Raw genomic sequence first — 16474 nt, 5'->3', positions numbered from 1 at the left:
CGACTTGCATGTATTAGGCACGCCGCCAGCGTTCGTCCTGAGCCAGGATCAAACTCTCCAAAGAATTTGATATAGCTCTTGAAAATGACGAAGCTTGCGCTTCAATCAAAACTTGTAAAACTTTTTTGCCTCATCGTTCAGTTTTCAAAGTTCGTCTGCCGCCCTTAGCGACTAAATGATAATAACATTTCATTTTAAATCATGTCAACAACTTTTTTTCTCGTTTCCGAAAGCGTTGTTGGCAACAGAGATAACTATATCATCCTCCAAACTGCCTGGCAAGCATTATTCTAAAAAAACTTTAGAAAATTTCCTTTCTTATTTTCTCTAAAGAAGGAATCACTCTCCGCTAATCGAATACGTCCCCTATACTCATTCACAGAAGGTGGCCACGGCATGCAGCAACTCCAACCAAAACATAGGTCTGCCCTACGTATCTGGGCAGGGACACAAGTATATACGCTCAAGCGAAGTCTTGAATGGATGACAGACGAGAAGCACTATGCGTCCACTAAAAGTAAAGCGCCGTTGCCTCATTTGATCCACACCCATCGCACACCTTTATATAGAAGACTCCGTGATGTCGATATGGAAATGCAACGAAACAAAGTGATCAACCTGCACATCGCAATCAAGCAACTTAACAACTTGATCGTCCACCCTGGTGAAGTATTATCTTACTGGAAATCAATCGGGCGGCCGACGAAACGGAAAGGATATGTCGACGGCATGATCCTTCACTACGGCAAAGTCACTACCGGTGTCGGGGGCGGCCTATGTCAACTTTCGAATTTGATTTACTGGATCACACTGCACAGCCCACTCACCGTCACCGAACGTTATCGGCACAGTTACGATGTATTCCCGGACTCTAGACGCGACCAACCGTTCGGCAGCGGGGCGACATGTTCATACAATTATCTCGATCTGCAAATTACGAATCAGACAACCCAAACGTATCAATTGCTTCTATATATAGAAGGAGATGAACTTGTCGGCGAATGGCGGTCCGACATCCCGCCGGCCGTCAGTTATAGAATATACGAACAAAACCACCATTTCACAAAGGAATGGTGGGGCGGTACAATCCGGCACAATCAAATTTTCCAAGAAGTCATTTCACAGGACGGGACACTGCTGCGTAACGAGTTCATCACCGAAAACCACGCCTTGACGATGTATGACCCGTTCCTGCCAGAGAATACCGTATACAAAAAGGCCGACTCTTGATCGAGTCGGCCTTAGTCACGTTATGCGTGCGGTAAGAACATGAAGTAAGCAAGGAAGATGACGAGCATCCCGTACATGATTGGATGAATTTCTTTCGTCTTCCCTTTCGCGATCATCATGAGCGGATAAAGGATAAACCCAAGTCCAATCCCAGTAGCAATCGATGAAGTGAGCGGCATCATGATAATCGTCAAGAATGCCGGAACTGCGATTTCTATTTTTTTCCAATCGATATCGAGGAGAGCTGAGGCCATCAACACACCAACGATGATGAGTGCCGGTGCCGTAACCGGTGCCGTGACGACTGCTAAGAGTGGTGAGAAGAACAACGCTAACCCGAAGAAGAGACCTGCGAACACAGCAGTCAACCCTGTACGACCACCCGCCGCTACACCCGCTGACGATTCGACGTAAGACGTCGCTGTCGACGTACCGAAGATCGCACCTGCAACCGTCGCAGTCGAATCCGCCATGAGCGCCTTACTCGCACGCGGCACTTTGTTTTCTTTCATGATTCCAGCTTGACGCGCAACAGCAACGAGCGTTCCTGCCGTATCAAAGAAGTCGATGAAGAAGAACGTCAAGATGACGATGAGCATTTGAAGCGTGAAAACATCACCGAAGTTGATGAATGCTTGGCCGAACGTCGAAGACATGCTTGGCGGCATCGATACAACATCTGAGATTGCAGTCGGTGTCGGCACGAGACCAAAAATCATTCCTGCGATGGCTGTCAACAACATCCCAATGAAAATTCCACCCTTGATGTCTCGAGCCATCAACAATGCACTGACGACGAGACCGAATACCGCGAGAAGCGTAGTTCCTGTCCCGAGCGATCCAAGGCCGACAAGTGTCGCTTCGTTCGCAACAACAATCCCTGCATTTTTCAAGCCGATGAAGGCGATGAAGAAACCAATCCCTGCCGCCACCGCCATTTTAAGCGGAGCCGGAATCGCGTTAACGACCGTCTCACGAATACCTGAGAGCGTCAAAGCGATAAAGAACAATCCTGAGACGAGAACACCCGAGAGCGCCGTCTGCCACGGGATGCCCATCCCGATGACGACACTGTAGGCGAAGAAGGCGTTAAGCCCCATACCAGGCGCGATGGCGATCGGGTAGTTGGCGAATAGCCCCATCGTGACCGATCCGATAAGTGCGACGAGACCAGTTGCCACGAAGACGGCACCCATGTCCATCCCAGCAGCCCCGAGCACGTTCGGGTTGACGAACAAGATGTACGCCATCGCGAGGAATGTAGTGAATCCTGCGACGAGTTCGGTTTTTACGTTCGTTCCAAGTTCATTCAACTGGAAGTGACGTTCGATCCGGCTTTCTGACGGTTGATGTTTCGGTTCTTGCTTGAGCTGTGTGCTCATTGGTTTTCCTCCTTGGCTCGCCGTAAAACGAGAAAGGTCCCCGATCAATGACCGAGGACCCCACGCGAAACATACAGGGACAGACGTCCCCTTATATATGTCTCGCCGTAGTGAAATCATTTAAGGTGATTTCGTAGAGACTCTCGGGCCATATTCCCGATATTATACGGCAAAATTTAATTTGATTGTTCGGATATGAATAAGAACGTTTTTATCTTATCAGCGTTAAAATTGAATGTCAACAAAATGACGGATTTTATTAATATTTTTTCGTTAAATGTTCGGAATTAGACAAAAGCAGAGGGATTCCCCTCTGCTCAAGTTTATTCCCACTCGATTGTCGCTGGTGGCTTCGATGTGATGTCGTACAGGACACGGTTGACGTGACTGACTTCATTGACGATTCGAACTGAAATCTTTTCAAGCACGTCCCACGGGATACGTGCCCAGTCCGACGTCATCCCATCAATCGACGTGACGGCACGAACGCCGACCGCATAGTCGTAAGTCCGCTCGTCGCCCATGACCCCGACCGAACGGATCGGTGTGAGGACGGTGAAGTACTGCCAGATATCGCGTTCGAGTCCAGCCTTCTTCACTTCTTCGCGAAGGATCGCATCCGACTCGCGGACGATTTCAAGCTTCTCTTCTGTGATCTCACCGAGGACGCGAATGCCAAGACCCGGTCCCGGGAACGGCTGACGCCAAACGATGTATTCAGGAAGGCCGAGTTCGGTCCCGAGTTCCCGTACTTCATCTTTAAATAGCGTGTTGAGCGGCTCGATCAACGTGAAGTTCATATCTTCAGGCAGGCCACCGACGTTATGGTGCGACTTGATCGTCTGCGCCGTGTCGGTACCGCTCTCGATGATATCCGTGTAAAGCGTCCCTTGGGCAAGGAAGTCCATATCGACGAGTTGAGACGCTTCTTCGTCAAACACGTAAATGAACTCATTGCCGATAATTTTCCGCTTCTGTTCCGGATCCGAGACGCCGGCTAGTTTCGCCATGAAGCGTTCTTGCGCGTCGATTTTGATGACTTTCATGTTGAATCCGTCCGCGAACGTCTTCATGACGCTATCCGCCTCATTCTTACGGAGCAAACCATGATCGACGAACATACATGTCAACTGGTCCCCGATCGCACGATGGACGAGCGCTGCGACGACAGATGAGTCGACACCGCCAGACAAGGCGCAGAGGACTTGTTTATCGCCGACGATCTCACGGATCTTCTCGACTTCGATGTCGATAAAGTTCTCCATCGACCACTCGCCTTTGGCACCACACACTTCATAGATGAAGTTTTTCAAGATGTCGTTGCCGTACTCCGAGTGACGTACTTCCGGATGGTACTGGACACCATACATTTTGAGGTCGTCGTTTTTGATCGAGGCGACCGGGCAAGACGGGTTCGTCCCATCGACGATGAACCCTTCCGGTGCTTCCATGACGAGGTCACCGTGGCTCATCCACACCGTGTGCTCAACCGGCAAGCCTGTGTAAAGGGCAGATGCTTCAGGTGTCGAGAACAGCGTCGCTTTCCCATACTCGCGATGGGCCGCACGTTCGACGCGTCCCCCGAAGTGATGCGTCATGAGCTGCATGCCGTAACAGATCCCAAAGATCGGGATACCGAGTTCAAAGATTTCTGGATCGCAGCGGTACGCACCTTCCGCGTAAACGCTGTTCGGTCCGCCCGAGAAGATAATACCGGCCGGGGCAAGTTCACGAATCTCGGCAGCGGTCATCTTATGGGAATGAAGCTCACTGTACACCCCAAGGTCACGCACTCGGCGTGTGATTAACTGATTGTATTGTCCTCCAAAGTCGAGCACCAAAATCATTTCTTGTTCTATCTTCACAAAACCTCCACCTTTCTGCCTTCATCTCAAAAAAAGAGCGAGCCTCTCCCACGGATTCACCAAACCGAAGAAGAAGCACGCCCTTTTTTCTGTATACGAAACGTGCTCCTTCATAGTCGGTCCATTTACGGTGGTCCGGTAGAGACTCTCGCGCCAATTCGCGAGTATATACGAAGGAATGCTTTGTTCAATTGTCTAACTAATGCGTCTATCTTACTGTATGCACCCGTTCACTTCAACTCATAATTCGGCGAATCATGATTTTCCAATATTCTTTATATTTTGAATTCGGAGTTTGATCGGCGTAAAGGCTCTGTTCGAACAAGCGCGTCAGGCGCGTCATTTCGTCCGATTCGTAGTACGCATCGACTTCGGCCGCGAGCTCGGACGGCGTCCGGCCCTCAACTTTAAATCCGGCGCCGCGAAGCCGTTTCACGAGATAACGATGCATCGCCACGAGCCGTGGTTCATTGAGCGGACGTCTCGTCCACCAGAGGACCATAATCAACCGTTCGAGTGACTTACGGTTCCAGACGAGCAAGGCAACTGCGAACACGATGAGCACCCAAGCCCAAACCGGTATATTCCACGACTCGGCCGCCGTCTCGCCTGTCGCGACGTCGTCGAGCGCCAAGTCTTCTTGCGGACGGTTCGTCTGTTGATCGTTTTGGTTCGCCTGAGGGTCGTTCGCCACCGGATCATCTGCTCGGATGTCCGATTCCGTCTCGACTTGCAACAAGCTAGCGTCAGAGAAACTGATCGTCGCCTCGAGCGGCACCCAACCAGCCCCTTCCACGAAATACTCGACCCACGAGTGGGCGTGGCGGTTTCGGACCGTATATTCTTCCTCACCTTGGATGACTCCGCGTGTATCCCCCATCGTAAAGCCTTTCACCCAACGCGTTGGCACGCCGTTCGCCCGCAGGAGCACGGCAGCTGACGTTGAGAAGTTATCACAGTACCCGACGAGCGTATCGAACAAGAACTGGTCGACATAGTCGGTCTCGCCTTCAGGGGTTGCCACATCTTCCGTGTCATATTGGAACTCGCCTGACTGGAAGAAGGCTTGGATCGCTTGCGCTTGTTCGTACGGGTTCTCACTGTCGGCCATAATCTCGACCGCTAAATCACGGACCCGGTCCGGTAGCGTATCCGGCAACTGCAAATAAGCTTGTTGCTCCTCGTCCGTCAACGTCGTCACCGGTTCGTTCAGCTCGAGTTGTTGTTCTGTAAATGAAGGGACGCTGTATCGCAACTGAATCGTCTCCGGCGTCACTTGTCCGTCATTATCGAATACGATTTTTCCGGAAGGGCGAATGTGGATCGTCTCATTCGGGAACGACTCTTCGATGTCTCCGACAAGGAATTCCGTCCCACTCTCCGTCTCTGCAGCCTGCGGGTATTCCCCGCCATAGGGGACGAACGACTGGCGACGGTCAAATCGGAGCAACGCCTGTTCCGGGGTCGTATCGACCTCATCGTCGACGAGCTGCCCCCGGTTATAGTCAGAATCGAGGACAGGGGATTCAACCCATCCTTTACCCGTATAAATCTCTTTTGCCTCGATGCGCCAATAGCGGGCCGGCACACCCCGTGCGATGAAGACGATGCCGTCATCTTGTTCGAACGGACCGCCGAGCTGTTCGTCGTTCACGCCATAACCGACGCGACCACTCCCCGAACCGCCCTCGTTCACCGCGTTTTGGAAACTCGTCGTCAACCGATCAGACCAGTCCCCTTCGATTGTCGGAGACACACTGCCAAGTACGATGACGACCGCAGCGAGCAGGCTGATGCTGACGTAACGGACGAGCGATTTGCTCGGACGCTTCGCCACATCGGTCACGAACAAGAGGAAGAGCGATGCCAAGATGGCGAATAGGATATTACTTTCACCATCATAGAGCGTCCACGTGTCAAAATACGCCATCAACCCAAGCGTCGAGACAATCATTCCGAGAACGAAGCCGTAGCTCGGATACGTCCGGCCGACCAAAATGGCAAACAAGACACCGATGAGCGCCATCGCCGAGAAGAAAATGGCTTCTTCAGGCAGCGCCCCGCTCAATACGCCCGTCAAGTCGTCGAGCCATAGTCCGAACCAGTCGAGCAAACTGCCGTGATAGATGTAGAGGACCGTAAAAAAGTTGAGGACGACGACAGTGATAAAGCCGTACCAAGGGAGCAGGCTCGCAAACATCGGCACCAGCAACAAAAATAAAAACGGCCAGTTCACATCAAACGTCGTGCTTCCGACAATCGGTTCAACCCAAAATGACAACAAATAAGCGGCCAGGGCCGTATAAACGATTCGCTTCACCCACTCGGTCATGTCGTCACCTCATTCGCCGTATAGAGATGATAGCTGCCTTGGGTCTCATGCATGAGTTCGCGCACCCATTTCGTCTCGAACGGGCTAATCAAAATTAAGTTGCCCGTCTCTTGCGGCATGTTGCGCTTGACCCGCTCGACGAGACGGCCTTCCGGTTCCGGCGTCGCCGTCAACAGGTAATGCCCAAGCTCGGCACTTTGGTCCGGCAAATGGAACAAGCGGACTTGCTCTTCAATGACGTACAGTTCAAACGGCAAGTTTTTGCGCTCGAGTTGCCGAATCGCCCCGACGAGCAGTGACAGCGAACGTTCGAACGCTTCCTCATGCCCGGCCGAAGCCGACGGCACGAATACGAGCGATAGTTTCTTTTCTTGTTCTTGGTCGAACGTCTTCGTCATCAAGTTGTCTCGACGGGCCGACGCTTTCCAATCGATCCGGCCGATACGGTCACCGGCCGCATACTCACGGACACCGCTCGTCGTATTGGCGACTTCGGTATATGTCCGGGTGCGCCGATATTGCTCGCCCCGTCCGCCGACATGTTCATCGCGCGGCAAATCGAAAGGAAGTTCAGCCGGGGAGACTTCGACGACCGTCTCAATCCGAAGCGTCCGTTTACGGTCGAATAACCCAAAGACGTCACGGACGTGAAGGAGTGTCCGGTCAAACACATGAATGCCTCGCTTAATGTGTTCAACCTCATAATGGACCGTCTCACTGCGTCGAAAGAAACGATCGACCGGGGTCACGATCGGATCCGTCACCTCGGCCAAGCGCGATGGCGGTGTCTCTTCAAGCGTAACGACACCGATGAGGAACGGGTACTTTCGTTCGATTCGAAGTGCCACGTCCATCGTCTGCCCAGAGACGAGTCGTTTTGTCGTGACGCGACGAGACACGTTCGCCGCCGTGACCGGATACACCATGAACAGCGTCCAGTACACGGTCAAGACGAAAAATGACCACCATAGCGTCGACGCGACGATACTCCCTTCGATGCGAGCGAACGCATAAAGTCCGAATGCCGCCGCCCAGACGAGGAACAGCTTCATCCAATTTTTCATACTTCCTTGACCTCGCGATCCATCGGGACGGGAAGTGTGTCGAGCCACCCTTTGACGAGTTGCTCTGACGTCTTCCCTTTATAGCGCGCTTCCGCCGTCAACAATACCCGGTGCCCGAGCACGCTTCCTGCGAGCGCCTTGACGTCATCCGGTAAGACGAAATCACGGTTATGGATGTATGCCCACGCCTGAGCCGTTTTCATTAGAGCGAGCGTCGCCCGCGGACTTCCGCCGAGGTATGTGAACGGGTCGTTCCGCGTCTCATGAATCAAGCGGACGATATACTGCTTGACCGCGCTCGAGACGTGAACGTCGCGTACTTCACGCTGCATCTGTTCCACTTCTTCTTTCGAGATGACACTTTGCAACGCTTCTAGCGGTTCTGCCTTCTCGAAGCGGGTCAACAAGGCAATCTCCTCATTAAATGACGGATAGCCCATCTCGATTTTGAGAAGGAAACGGTCGAGTTGGGCTTCCGGTAACGGGTACGTCCCTTCATGCTCGATCGGGTTTTGGGTCGCCATGACGAAGAACGGCGACGGAAGAATCTTCACTTCGCCGTCAACGGTCACACTGCGCTCCGCCATCGCCTCTAAGAGCGCCGACTGCGTCTTTGGTGACGTCCGGTTGATTTCGTCGGCTAGGACGATGTTGCCCATGAGCGGGCCAGGACGATATTCAAACTCTTTCGTCTTTTGGTTATACATCGAGATGCCCGTCAAATCGGACGGGAGCATGTCTGGAGTGAATTGAACGCGTTTAAAGTTAAGGTCGATGGCACGGCTGAAGGCACGAACGAGCATCGTCTTCCCGACACCTGGGACATCTTCTAACAGCACGTGACCTCCGGCAAGCAAAGCAGTCAAACTTTTCGCGATGACATCTTCTTTTCCGACGATCACCGTCTCAATGGCGGTGATGATCGATTGAATGGCTGGACGATAAGACATGGCCGACTCCCCTTTTTCTCTTGTTCCTGTCTCTTCCGAAATTCGAATGTTCTGATTTTATTGTGACATATTGAGCCGCTTGAATGAAAGAAATACATCGTACGAATCGGCTTTCCGTTCTTTACCCGAAAACAGGCGCCCTCTCTCCAAAACGAGCGGGCGCCTCCGATATTTATTTAGGTCGTTCAATCTCGAACTGTTCACCGAGTTTGGCATAAAAATCACCAGCCAGACGGCTGACCGGTGCCAATTGCGCTGCGTCGACGCGCCCGGCTTGATACAATTCGGGATCGACATGAAAACGGACGACACGGGCGATTAAAACATCGGCCGTCACTTTTCCGTCATGTTCGATGGGAACGTGATGATGAAGTTTACACTCCATCCGGATCTTCGCTTCTTTGACACCCGGCGTTTCAATGACGTCACTCGGTTCGAGCGTGAACGTCGTCCGGTCGAGCTCACTTTCCTCTGGCCCTAGGTTCGCCGCCGTCTCGTTTACGAGTGCGACGTTCGTCTCATCGACGATATGAATCACGAGTTCTTCCGTCGCAACTGCATTCCGGGCCGTATCTTTCATGACGCCATCTTTTCGTTGGATGGACACCGAGACGAGCGGAGGGTTTGACGCGATGATATTAAAGTAACTGAACGGGGCAGCATTGACGACATCACCGTTGCGCGTCGTCACAAAAGCAATCGGCCGCGGGACGATGCTCCCGATTAAAAACTTATACGTGTCTCGTTCAGTCAATGCAGTCGGATCGATTGATAACATAAGCCACCTCTTCTTTCATCATATTGTTACTTTCAAGCTAGCTGTTTCGAATGGACGATGTCAAACGTAAACGCATCGGAATGTGTAGGATTATTAAATTCGGGGTATATCCGTCTAGATGTGTTAATTAGAGAAAAAGAAAATCAGCCGATTTCACAGTACATGAGCAGTTTGGTTTTCAGACGATTTCTCTTTATGTATATTTCGATTATTTGATGAATGAAGTGGAGTGGTTTTCAGACAAGGAAGGAAGTAGAGCGTATTATGGGCAAGTGGATTGAACAATTGGACAGTCGCCAAATACTCCGTATCTTATACGGAGTATGTATCGCTAGCCTCGTCTTGACCGGGATCGGAGCTTGGGTCGTTCGAGACGGGACAGTCTCGTCAAGCGAACTGATGTCGCTACGTTGGATCTGGGTAGTCGGGTTAGTCATGTTTATCGGAGCTATTTTATTAATCGGGCGACCGCTCATCAAACGGATGGCTGCTCAAAACGAAAACATGCACGCGAAGCAACAAGAGACGCAACAAGTGCTCGAGGAATCAAAACAAAATGAGACCAAACTACAATCCCGGAACGAATTGATTGAAGTGCTCGCCTCAAAGGAATCGTTATTCGACTATTCTTCGGTCATCGAAAAAATCGTCTTGTTGACCGAAGCAGAATTCGGCGCGTTGATGCTCGTCAAGGACGGAGAAATCCATTCGGTCGTCCCAAATGGAATGACCGAGGAACAACAAGAGAGCTTAATCGAAAAATCATATCTATTACAACGTACCATGACCTCACAAGCACTCGAGGCGACGTCGAAAAAAATTGCCGACGATGTTCACAACTATCCTTACTATATCCACGAGACGGCCATCCCGGTAAAGGATCCGTCTGATGGCAAGATGATTGGGTGCCTCTACCTCGCTTGTTATGACGAACAGTTCGATGCGAGTGAAAAGTCGGAATTGAACGCGTTCGCGAATCAATTGGCGATTTCCTTGCTACGGACACGCCTTTACAGTCAGATGCAACAAGACCGGAAAGAGACGGCCCAATTGATCAACTCGGTGCGCGAAGCGATCCTCTACTTGAACTACGAAGAACAGACCGTCGTCGGTAACCGGGCTTTCGTGCGCATGTTCGATGAGCTTCAGTTCGAATACAAAGGCTATGAGGAATTGGCCACCGTCTCGATCGATATCGAACAGTTGGCCGAACGCGTCGACCAACGTGAGTTGTTCATCGACTATGTTGAACGCGTCTTCAACCAAGACCCTCCGGTAGACGGACTTTCGATCTCGCTTGACCAGGGGGATTGCTACCTTCAAGTGTACGCGGAAAGTATTTACCGGGACGAGACGCTTCACGGAACGATGCTCGTCTTACGTGATGTGACGGCCGAAACAGAAATCGACCGAATGAAGTCCGAGCTCGTTTCGACCGTGTCTCATGAATTACGGACGCCGCTGTCATCGATTTACGGGTTCACAGAATTGATGCTCGAACGTAATTTGAAAGACAGCCGCCGTGAATTGTATTTGAAGACGATTCATGACGAGGCGAAACGCCTCTCCTACTTGGTCAGCGACTTCCTCGACCTTCAAAAGATGGAGGCCGGAAAACAGACGTTCGAGTGGGAACATGTCGATTTGTATACACTAGCGCGCGACAGCATCACATTCTATCAAGAGACGACCGACCTGCACCACATTCACCTCGACGCCGACTCGGCCCAAGATTTTCATATCGAGGCAGATCTCGCCGGGATGCAACAACTACTCGGCAACTTGCTCAGCAACGCCATCAAATACTCACCAGAAGGCGGCAACGTCCTCGTCTCGCTCGAACGGATCGACGATCAAGTCGTCATAAAAGTACGCGATAACGGAATCGGCATCCCTTCGTCCGCTCTGCCGAACTTATTCGGAAAATTTTATCGTGTCGACAATTCGGATCGTCGTAAAATCGGCGGCACCGGGCTTGGCCTTGCCATCTGTAAAGAAATCACTAAAGCACACGAAGGCCACCTTCATGTCGAATCAGTTTACGGTGAAGGCAGCACGTTCATCTGTGAATTACCGACTTTAAAAGAAGCGATTCATCAATGAACACGATTGGCATTTCAGCCGATCGTGTTTTTTCACCGCTTTTTGCTTTTTAATAAAGGAATCTTTTGGCATAATATAGAAAAACAATAGCAACGGAACAGAACAAGTTCACTCGGTTATACCTACGCCAATATTCTTACACGTCTTTTATAGAAAAGAAGTTATACTAAGGAAGAAGAGAGACACACGATTGGAGGTCATGAAGTTGGATCACCAGGACCCACCCGCGTTTTCAGAATTAGGCGACTTTAAACAATGGGGACGTTTTGATTTAAACGTTCCACTTCAAGGTGGACAAACCGAACTCCAGATTGCCGTATCAATCGTGAGAAACCACATCCCGCTTCGCTTAGGTGGTTTCTACATCATCGCGAACGAGGATCATATCCTCCATAGCGGTTCCCACGATTCAAACTTGCAAAAGCACATCATCCACTTGATCCAACAAGTACAGGCAGGGCATGCGGAACAAGAGTCACTTCTCCATGAATCGTTTTGGACGGTCCACTATTTTACTACACCATGAAAGAGACGATTCGGGCGTCTCTTTTTTTGTGCGTGAAAAAACGCCTCCCGAGGGAAGCGTTAATCCCATCTCGACATGATCGCGATAGATTTTTCATAGTACTCGGTAGCTAGTTTGTACTTTCCGTTTTCACGAAGCTCACGCGCAAGCCAGAGTGCGTATTTGTTTGTATATAGATATTCGTCAAACGACTCAAAGTATTGAACCGCTTTCTTTAGGCTGTTCATCAAACTAAGTTTGTCTTGTTCTTGATAACAGTTTTTGTAGATTTCGAAGTGGTAGATAAATTCATCTAAATCCTTTTGATTTCCCATAAGTGCAAATCCTTCTTCTAGCCACTTAATAATCCCTTTAGGATTTTCTAGTGCTGCGTATACTTCGATTAATGACAACACACTATACAGCCGGCTCTTAATTTCTGTTTTATACTCTAAGCTATTAATAAAATAATCTAATGCTTTTTCTTTTTCACCAAGAAGAGAATAAATTTCTCCCATGTTGTTGTATATCATTCCATAATAATGCTTTAAATCGGTTGCGCTAGTAACTTTAATCGCAAGATCATAATGCGATAATGATTCCATATAGCGTTTTCTTCTTTTATAAGCTAAACCGATAATTAAGTGACATTCAATAATCCTTTCCACATAAAAATTGTCTTTGAAGTAAGATAAAGCACTTCTTACATTCTCTATCGCTTGTAAAAAATCCGTGGATTTATAATATATACCTCCCATAATATATCTCATATCGGCTAGTTCCCAGTCGGGTATGTGCGAACTAGACAATCCGTCATTTAGCTGTTCTAACAATTCAAGAGAACCTTCTTTGTCGCCTAGTTGAAATAATGTTAAAGCTTTCATTAATGCGTATCTTAATTTATCATCACGGTCTAGTTGATCTTCAATCCATCCAAGTTCTATAAAGTACTTTCCATCTCGACCAGGCATTAGTTCGAATCGAGCTAAAGTCATTAACAAAGTCGTATACAATTCCTTTGATTGAGAGACGACAGGACTTGTAATGTACTTTTCCACTTTTATTTGTTTATCTTTATCATTTCTAGTTAAAATTGCATCTTTTAACGTCTCACGAATTTCGTGTTTAATCCCTTGAACCTGTTCGCTAAAGTCAAAATACAGAGGGACATCTAATCCAAGCCTTTTAAAAATAAGTTCTAGTACTTCTTCACTAGGCGTAGTTTGATTATTCTCAATTTTACTTAAATATGAAATGGAGCAGATTCCCCTCGCAAGCACGGACTGTTTCATATTATTGCGCATTCGCTCTACTTTAATTAGGTTCCCGTAGTTATATTCCATTTCAAGTAGTAGCCCCTTCGTCCCAAATTTAACGACTATTTATGATTATTCAGGTTATTTTAACGATAATCAGGAAAATGCATTCAAAAAAACGATAAAATACACCTTTTATCACTTCCATTTTCCCAACCAGTAACAGTCCAATAGTCTAATTATCCGTGATAAAATTTAACTATGCAAAAGAAGTAACGATTTCTTTATTAGGTAAATCGATTCAAATTAAAAATAATAAAAGGTAATTCAAAATTCGGAGGTGAATAGAACGAATGGGTAAATTAAACTTTCTACTCGCAGAAGATTATATTAAACCTAGAATTTACTTCCATCCGAAGCAAACGTCTTCTTTTAAGGTATCTTATTCCTATGCTGACACTAATCAGTTTGAGGGATTAGAGCATTTGACCCAATTGTTACGTTCATCTAAAGGCTTCATCCTCAACGCGTTTCAAATTGATTACTATCAGGCTTTACCAAAACTGATTGCTAGAACGCTTCAAGAAAATCGTTCTCATAAAAAGCTATACATTCTTGGGCCTGAACTGTCTCTCTCTATTCTAAAGCGCAGTTCAAAAACAGTCTATGAGAAACATTTTCACGAGTTCGGCTATATCAACATTGAACAGGATCAACAAAGTGTTGTTAGCCAGTGTCTGTCTTTATTGAAAGAAGGACACATCTTATATATTCTCCCAGAAGCATCAATCTGTTGGAGACCAGAACCACTCCAACAGTTTGAAAATCAATTTCCTCCTCTTTGCAGCACACTGCTCAGTCAAGAAGCCCATGTTCCAATTTTGTCATCTGCTACGACAGAAGAGTCTGACAAAGTTACGCTCTATGAACCGAACATGCCACAACAATTCATCGGAGATTTTGAATCACGGATTGAACAACAATCTGAAGCAATCTACACATTGCTAGAATCGCCATTCTCTGACTACTGAGCAACATCACACTAGGGATCATAGCTTATCCACATAAACCAACACATCGGAGGAATTCAATCATGAAAAAAGTAACTGGTATCTTCTTTATCGCAGCAGCAATTCTCCTTTTAGGAAGCTCATTTAAACCAATGGCTGAAGACTTTCCTCGTCTCGGTAAAATTGAACCTATCATTAAACCAATGGCCGAAGACTTCCCACGTCTAGGAAAAATTAATGAACCTGTTCTCAAACCAATGGCCGAAGACTTCCCACGTCTAGGTTGAAAATAAAAATCGAGTATAGATTTATTGAACTCCTATCACTTTCTTGAGAGACGCCTCTGTGCGTCTCTTTTTTTACTCCGGGTGCGACTATCGTTCTATTTTTTAAAAAAAGATAAACAATTTACATATTAATCTCCATTTTTTTCTTGTTTACTTATATAATAGCGAAGACATGAAGACGATTTCATTTCATCGTTATTTCAAAGATTCAAGAAAAAGGAGCGAATCACGATTGAACATAGAAAAAACACCTTGGCATTTAAAACTCTTACTTAGCACATCCCTCGTCTTCACTGGCGCAGCAGTCATCCCGCTCGAGCTTTCACAGACCGGATTTGAATCAACTCGTGTCGAAGCGGCCACTACATATAAAACAACAGCTAATTTAAATCTTCGCCTTAGTGCAGCGACTTGGAGCAAAGTCCTTCTGACAATCCCAGCAGGCGCGACGATCAAATACATAAGCAAGTACGGCTCGTGGTATAAAGTCTCTTACGGTGGCAAGACGGGGTACGTCGCTTCACAGTATGTGAAGCAGACAACCGCTTCGACGATGACGACTAGTTCAACGAAAGCCTATACGACAACCGTCAACTTAAATTTACGGAAAAGCGCCTCGACGAAAGGTACGATTCTATTGACGATTCCAACAGGGAAACGAGTGACTTATGTCAGCACATACGGTTCATGGTACAAAGTGACGTATGGCGGACAGACCGGTTACGTCTCCTCACAATATTTAAAAGCTTCAAGTCCATCGACAACGACAAGCTCGACAAAAGCTTATACGACGACTGTCAACTTGAACTTGCGGAAGAGTGCCTCGACGACCGGAACGGTATTGCTTACCATCCCGTCTGGCCGCAATGTGACTTACCGGGGGACGTATGGCTCGTGGTATAAAGTTTCTTACGGTGGGAAGACCGGCTACGTCGCAGCGCGCTATTTGAAAGCGGGCACAACGACGACACCCACTACTTCAACCGGATCAGGACGCACCGTCGTCATCGATGCCGGTCATGGCGGGAACGATCCGGGTGCGGTTTACGGATCTGTCCAAGAGAAAGTCATTGCACTCGACATCGCTAAGCGCTTGGCGAACACACTATCGAGCACGTACAACTATAACGTCAAAATGACTCGTGCAAACGATGGCTACTTATCCCTCGCCCAGCGCGTCTCGTTGACAAAGTCATATAAAGGGAGCGCTTTTGTAAGCGTCCATGCCAACTCGGCACCGAGTACGGCCTACCACGGCCATGAAGTGCTCGTCCCAACGACGGAGAGCTACACGACAAACCCTTACGTCTCCGCAAGTCGCAATTTAGGCGCGGCCATCAACCGTGAACTCGGCGTACGCATCCCAACGATTCGTAACCGTGGCGTGAAGTATCAAAACGTGTATGTCATTGGAAAGAATACCGTCCCGTCGACGCTCGTCGAATACGGATTTATTGGCAATGCGAACGATCGCGCTCATCTGACGAGTACGACATATCGTCAACGGATGGCTGATGCGACTGCTTCCGGCATTCATCAATTCATGCGTTCATCGAACTAATTCAAAGAGACCTGGCTGAATGTTTGATATGCTCCCCAATAGGTAGACAGATGAAATAACAAATCTGTTTATCTATTGGGGAGTGTTTTTTTATGGCGAGAAGTCGGCATTCGATTGAACAAAAACTGAGTGCACTACGTATGCTGGAAGA

13 protein-coding genes, 1 rRNA gene and 2 riboswitches are annotated in these 16474 nt (G+C 48.4%); of the genes, 6 read left to right on the top strand and 8 right to left on the bottom strand.

Features of this window, described 5'->3' with window-relative positions; translation table 11 throughout:
• Window positions 1–64, bottom strand: a 16S ribosomal RNA gene (locus EVJ29_RS15125); the annotation flags it as partial.
• 332 nt (window positions 65–396) lie between these two features.
• Between EVJ29_RS15125 and EVJ29_RS15120 the strand changes: the two genes are divergently transcribed.
• A complete protein-coding gene (locus EVJ29_RS15120; protein WP_131466588.1) occupies window positions 397–1230 on the top strand; it encodes a VanW family protein in 834 nt (277 codons plus the stop codon).
• 20 nt (window positions 1231–1250) lie between these two features.
• Here EVJ29_RS15120 and EVJ29_RS15115 read toward each other — a convergent pair whose 3' ends face one another.
• The 6 genes from EVJ29_RS15115 to EVJ29_RS15090 form a co-directional block, all read right to left on the bottom strand.
• Window positions 1251–2612: an NCS2 family permease gene (locus EVJ29_RS15115; protein ID WP_131505318.1), complete on the bottom strand. Its 1362-nt coding sequence runs from the start codon at window positions 2610–2612 to the stop codon at window positions 1251–1253.
• Between the two features lie 88 nt (window positions 2613–2700).
• Window positions 2701–2802, bottom strand: a riboswitch (purine riboswitch).
• A gap of 133 nt (window positions 2803–2935) precedes the next feature.
• Window positions 2936–4459, bottom strand: coding sequence for a glutamine-hydrolyzing GMP synthase (gene guaA / locus EVJ29_RS15110; RefSeq protein ID WP_070329119.1), 1524 nt, complete (start codon window positions 4457–4459; stop codon window positions 2936–2938).
• A gap of 111 nt (window positions 4460–4570) precedes the next feature.
• A riboswitch (purine riboswitch) is annotated at window positions 4571–4671 on the bottom strand.
• Window positions 4672–4712: 41 nt separating this feature from the next.
• On the bottom strand, window positions 4713–6797 hold the full coding sequence (locus EVJ29_RS15105) for a transglutaminase domain-containing protein (RefSeq protein ID WP_236633573.1): 2085 nt from the start codon (window positions 6795–6797) through the stop codon (window positions 4713–4715).
• Window positions 6798–6805: 8 nt separating this feature from the next.
• On the bottom strand, window positions 6806–7873 hold the full coding sequence (locus EVJ29_RS15100; RefSeq protein ID WP_131490742.1) for a DUF58 domain-containing protein: 1068 nt from the start codon (window positions 7871–7873) through the stop codon (window positions 6806–6808).
• Window positions 7870–8823: an AAA family ATPase gene (locus EVJ29_RS15095; protein WP_070329107.1), complete on the bottom strand. Its 954-nt coding sequence runs from the start codon at window positions 8821–8823 to the stop codon at window positions 7870–7872. Before EVJ29_RS15095 ends, EVJ29_RS15100 begins: the two co-directional genes overlap by 4 nt.
• 172 nt (window positions 8824–8995) lie before the next feature.
• Window positions 8996–9601, bottom strand: a complete 606-nt coding sequence (locus EVJ29_RS15090) for a flavin reductase family protein (RefSeq protein ID WP_131466580.1) — start codon at window positions 9599–9601, stop codon at window positions 8996–8998.
• Window positions 9602–9865: 264 nt separating this feature from the next.
• On the opposite strand from EVJ29_RS15090, the gene EVJ29_RS15085 reads away from it, so the two are divergent.
• Together EVJ29_RS15085 and EVJ29_RS15080 are read left to right on the top strand one after the other, a co-directional pair.
• Entirely contained in the window at window positions 9866–11704 is a 1839-nt protein-coding gene (locus EVJ29_RS15085; RefSeq protein WP_236633572.1) for an ATP-binding protein, read from the top strand.
• 205 nt (window positions 11705–11909) lie between these two features.
• Window positions 11910–12230 (top strand): hypothetical protein, encoded by a 321-nt coding sequence (locus EVJ29_RS15080; RefSeq protein WP_131466578.1) that lies wholly within the window; start codon window positions 11910–11912, stop codon window positions 12228–12230.
• Window positions 12231–12289: 59 nt separating this feature from the next.
• Here the strand turns inward: EVJ29_RS15080 and EVJ29_RS15075 are convergent, their stop codons facing one another.
• On the bottom strand, window positions 12290–13552 hold the full coding sequence (locus EVJ29_RS15075) for a tetratricopeptide repeat protein (protein ID WP_131466576.1): 1263 nt from the start codon (window positions 13550–13552) through the stop codon (window positions 12290–12292).
• A gap of 266 nt (window positions 13553–13818) precedes the next feature.
• Between EVJ29_RS15075 and EVJ29_RS15070 the strand changes: the two genes are divergently transcribed.
• From EVJ29_RS15070 to EVJ29_RS15060, 3 genes are all read left to right on the top strand, one after another.
• Complete coding sequence (locus tag EVJ29_RS15070; RefSeq protein WP_131490741.1) at window positions 13819–14496, top strand: hypothetical protein; 678 nt, start codon at window positions 13819–13821, stop codon at window positions 14494–14496.
• A 62-nt stretch (window positions 14497–14558) separates the two neighbouring features.
• Window positions 14559–14762, top strand: a complete 204-nt coding sequence (locus EVJ29_RS15065; RefSeq protein ID WP_131466572.1) for a hypothetical protein — start codon at window positions 14559–14561, stop codon at window positions 14760–14762.
• Between the two features lie 232 nt (window positions 14763–14994).
• On the top strand, window positions 14995–16323 hold the full coding sequence (locus tag EVJ29_RS15060) for an N-acetylmuramoyl-L-alanine amidase (protein WP_236633571.1): 1329 nt from the start codon (window positions 14995–14997) through the stop codon (window positions 16321–16323).
• Window positions 16324–16474 lie beyond the last annotated feature (151 nt).

The sequence above is a fragment of the Exiguobacterium sp. SH4S7 genome, assembly GCF_004336795.1.
Lineage (GTDB): Bacteria > Bacillota > Bacilli > Exiguobacteriales > Exiguobacteriaceae > Exiguobacterium > Exiguobacterium aurantiacum_A.
This window is presented reverse-complemented; position numbering and strand designations above follow the sequence as displayed.

Excerpts from the sequence above, each read along its gene's own strand:
- EVJ29_RS15120 (WP_131466588.1), top strand. The coding sequence starts at position 397 with ATGCAGCAACTCCAACCAAAACATAGGTCTGCCCTACGTATCTGGGCA.
- EVJ29_RS15115 (WP_131505318.1), bottom strand. The coding sequence starts at position 2,612 with ATGAGCACACAGCTCAAGCAAGAACCGAAACATCAACCGTCAGAAAGC.
- guaA (WP_070329119.1), bottom strand. The coding sequence starts at position 4,459 with ATGATTTTGGTGCTCGACTTTGGAGGACAATACAATCAGTTAATCACA.
- EVJ29_RS15100 (WP_131490742.1), bottom strand. The coding sequence starts at position 7,873 with ATGAAAAATTGGATGAAGCTGTTCCTCGTCTGGGCGGCGGCATTCGGA.
- EVJ29_RS15095 (WP_070329107.1), bottom strand. The coding sequence starts at position 8,823 with ATGTCTTATCGTCCAGCCATTCAATCGATCATCACCGCCATTGAGACG.
- EVJ29_RS15090 (WP_131466580.1), bottom strand. The coding sequence starts at position 9,601 with ATGTTATCAATCGATCCGACTGCATTGACTGAACGAGACACGTATAAG.
- EVJ29_RS15085 (WP_236633572.1), top strand. The coding sequence starts at position 9,866 with ATGGGCAAGTGGATTGAACAATTGGACAGTCGCCAAATACTCCGTATC.
- EVJ29_RS15075 (WP_131466576.1), bottom strand. The coding sequence starts at position 13,552 with ATGGAATATAACTACGGGAACCTAATTAAAGTAGAGCGAATGCGCAAT.
- EVJ29_RS15070 (WP_131490741.1), top strand. The coding sequence starts at position 13,819 with ATGGGTAAATTAAACTTTCTACTCGCAGAAGATTATATTAAACCTAGA.
- EVJ29_RS15065 (WP_131466572.1), top strand. The coding sequence starts at position 14,559 with ATGAAAAAAGTAACTGGTATCTTCTTTATCGCAGCAGCAATTCTCCTT.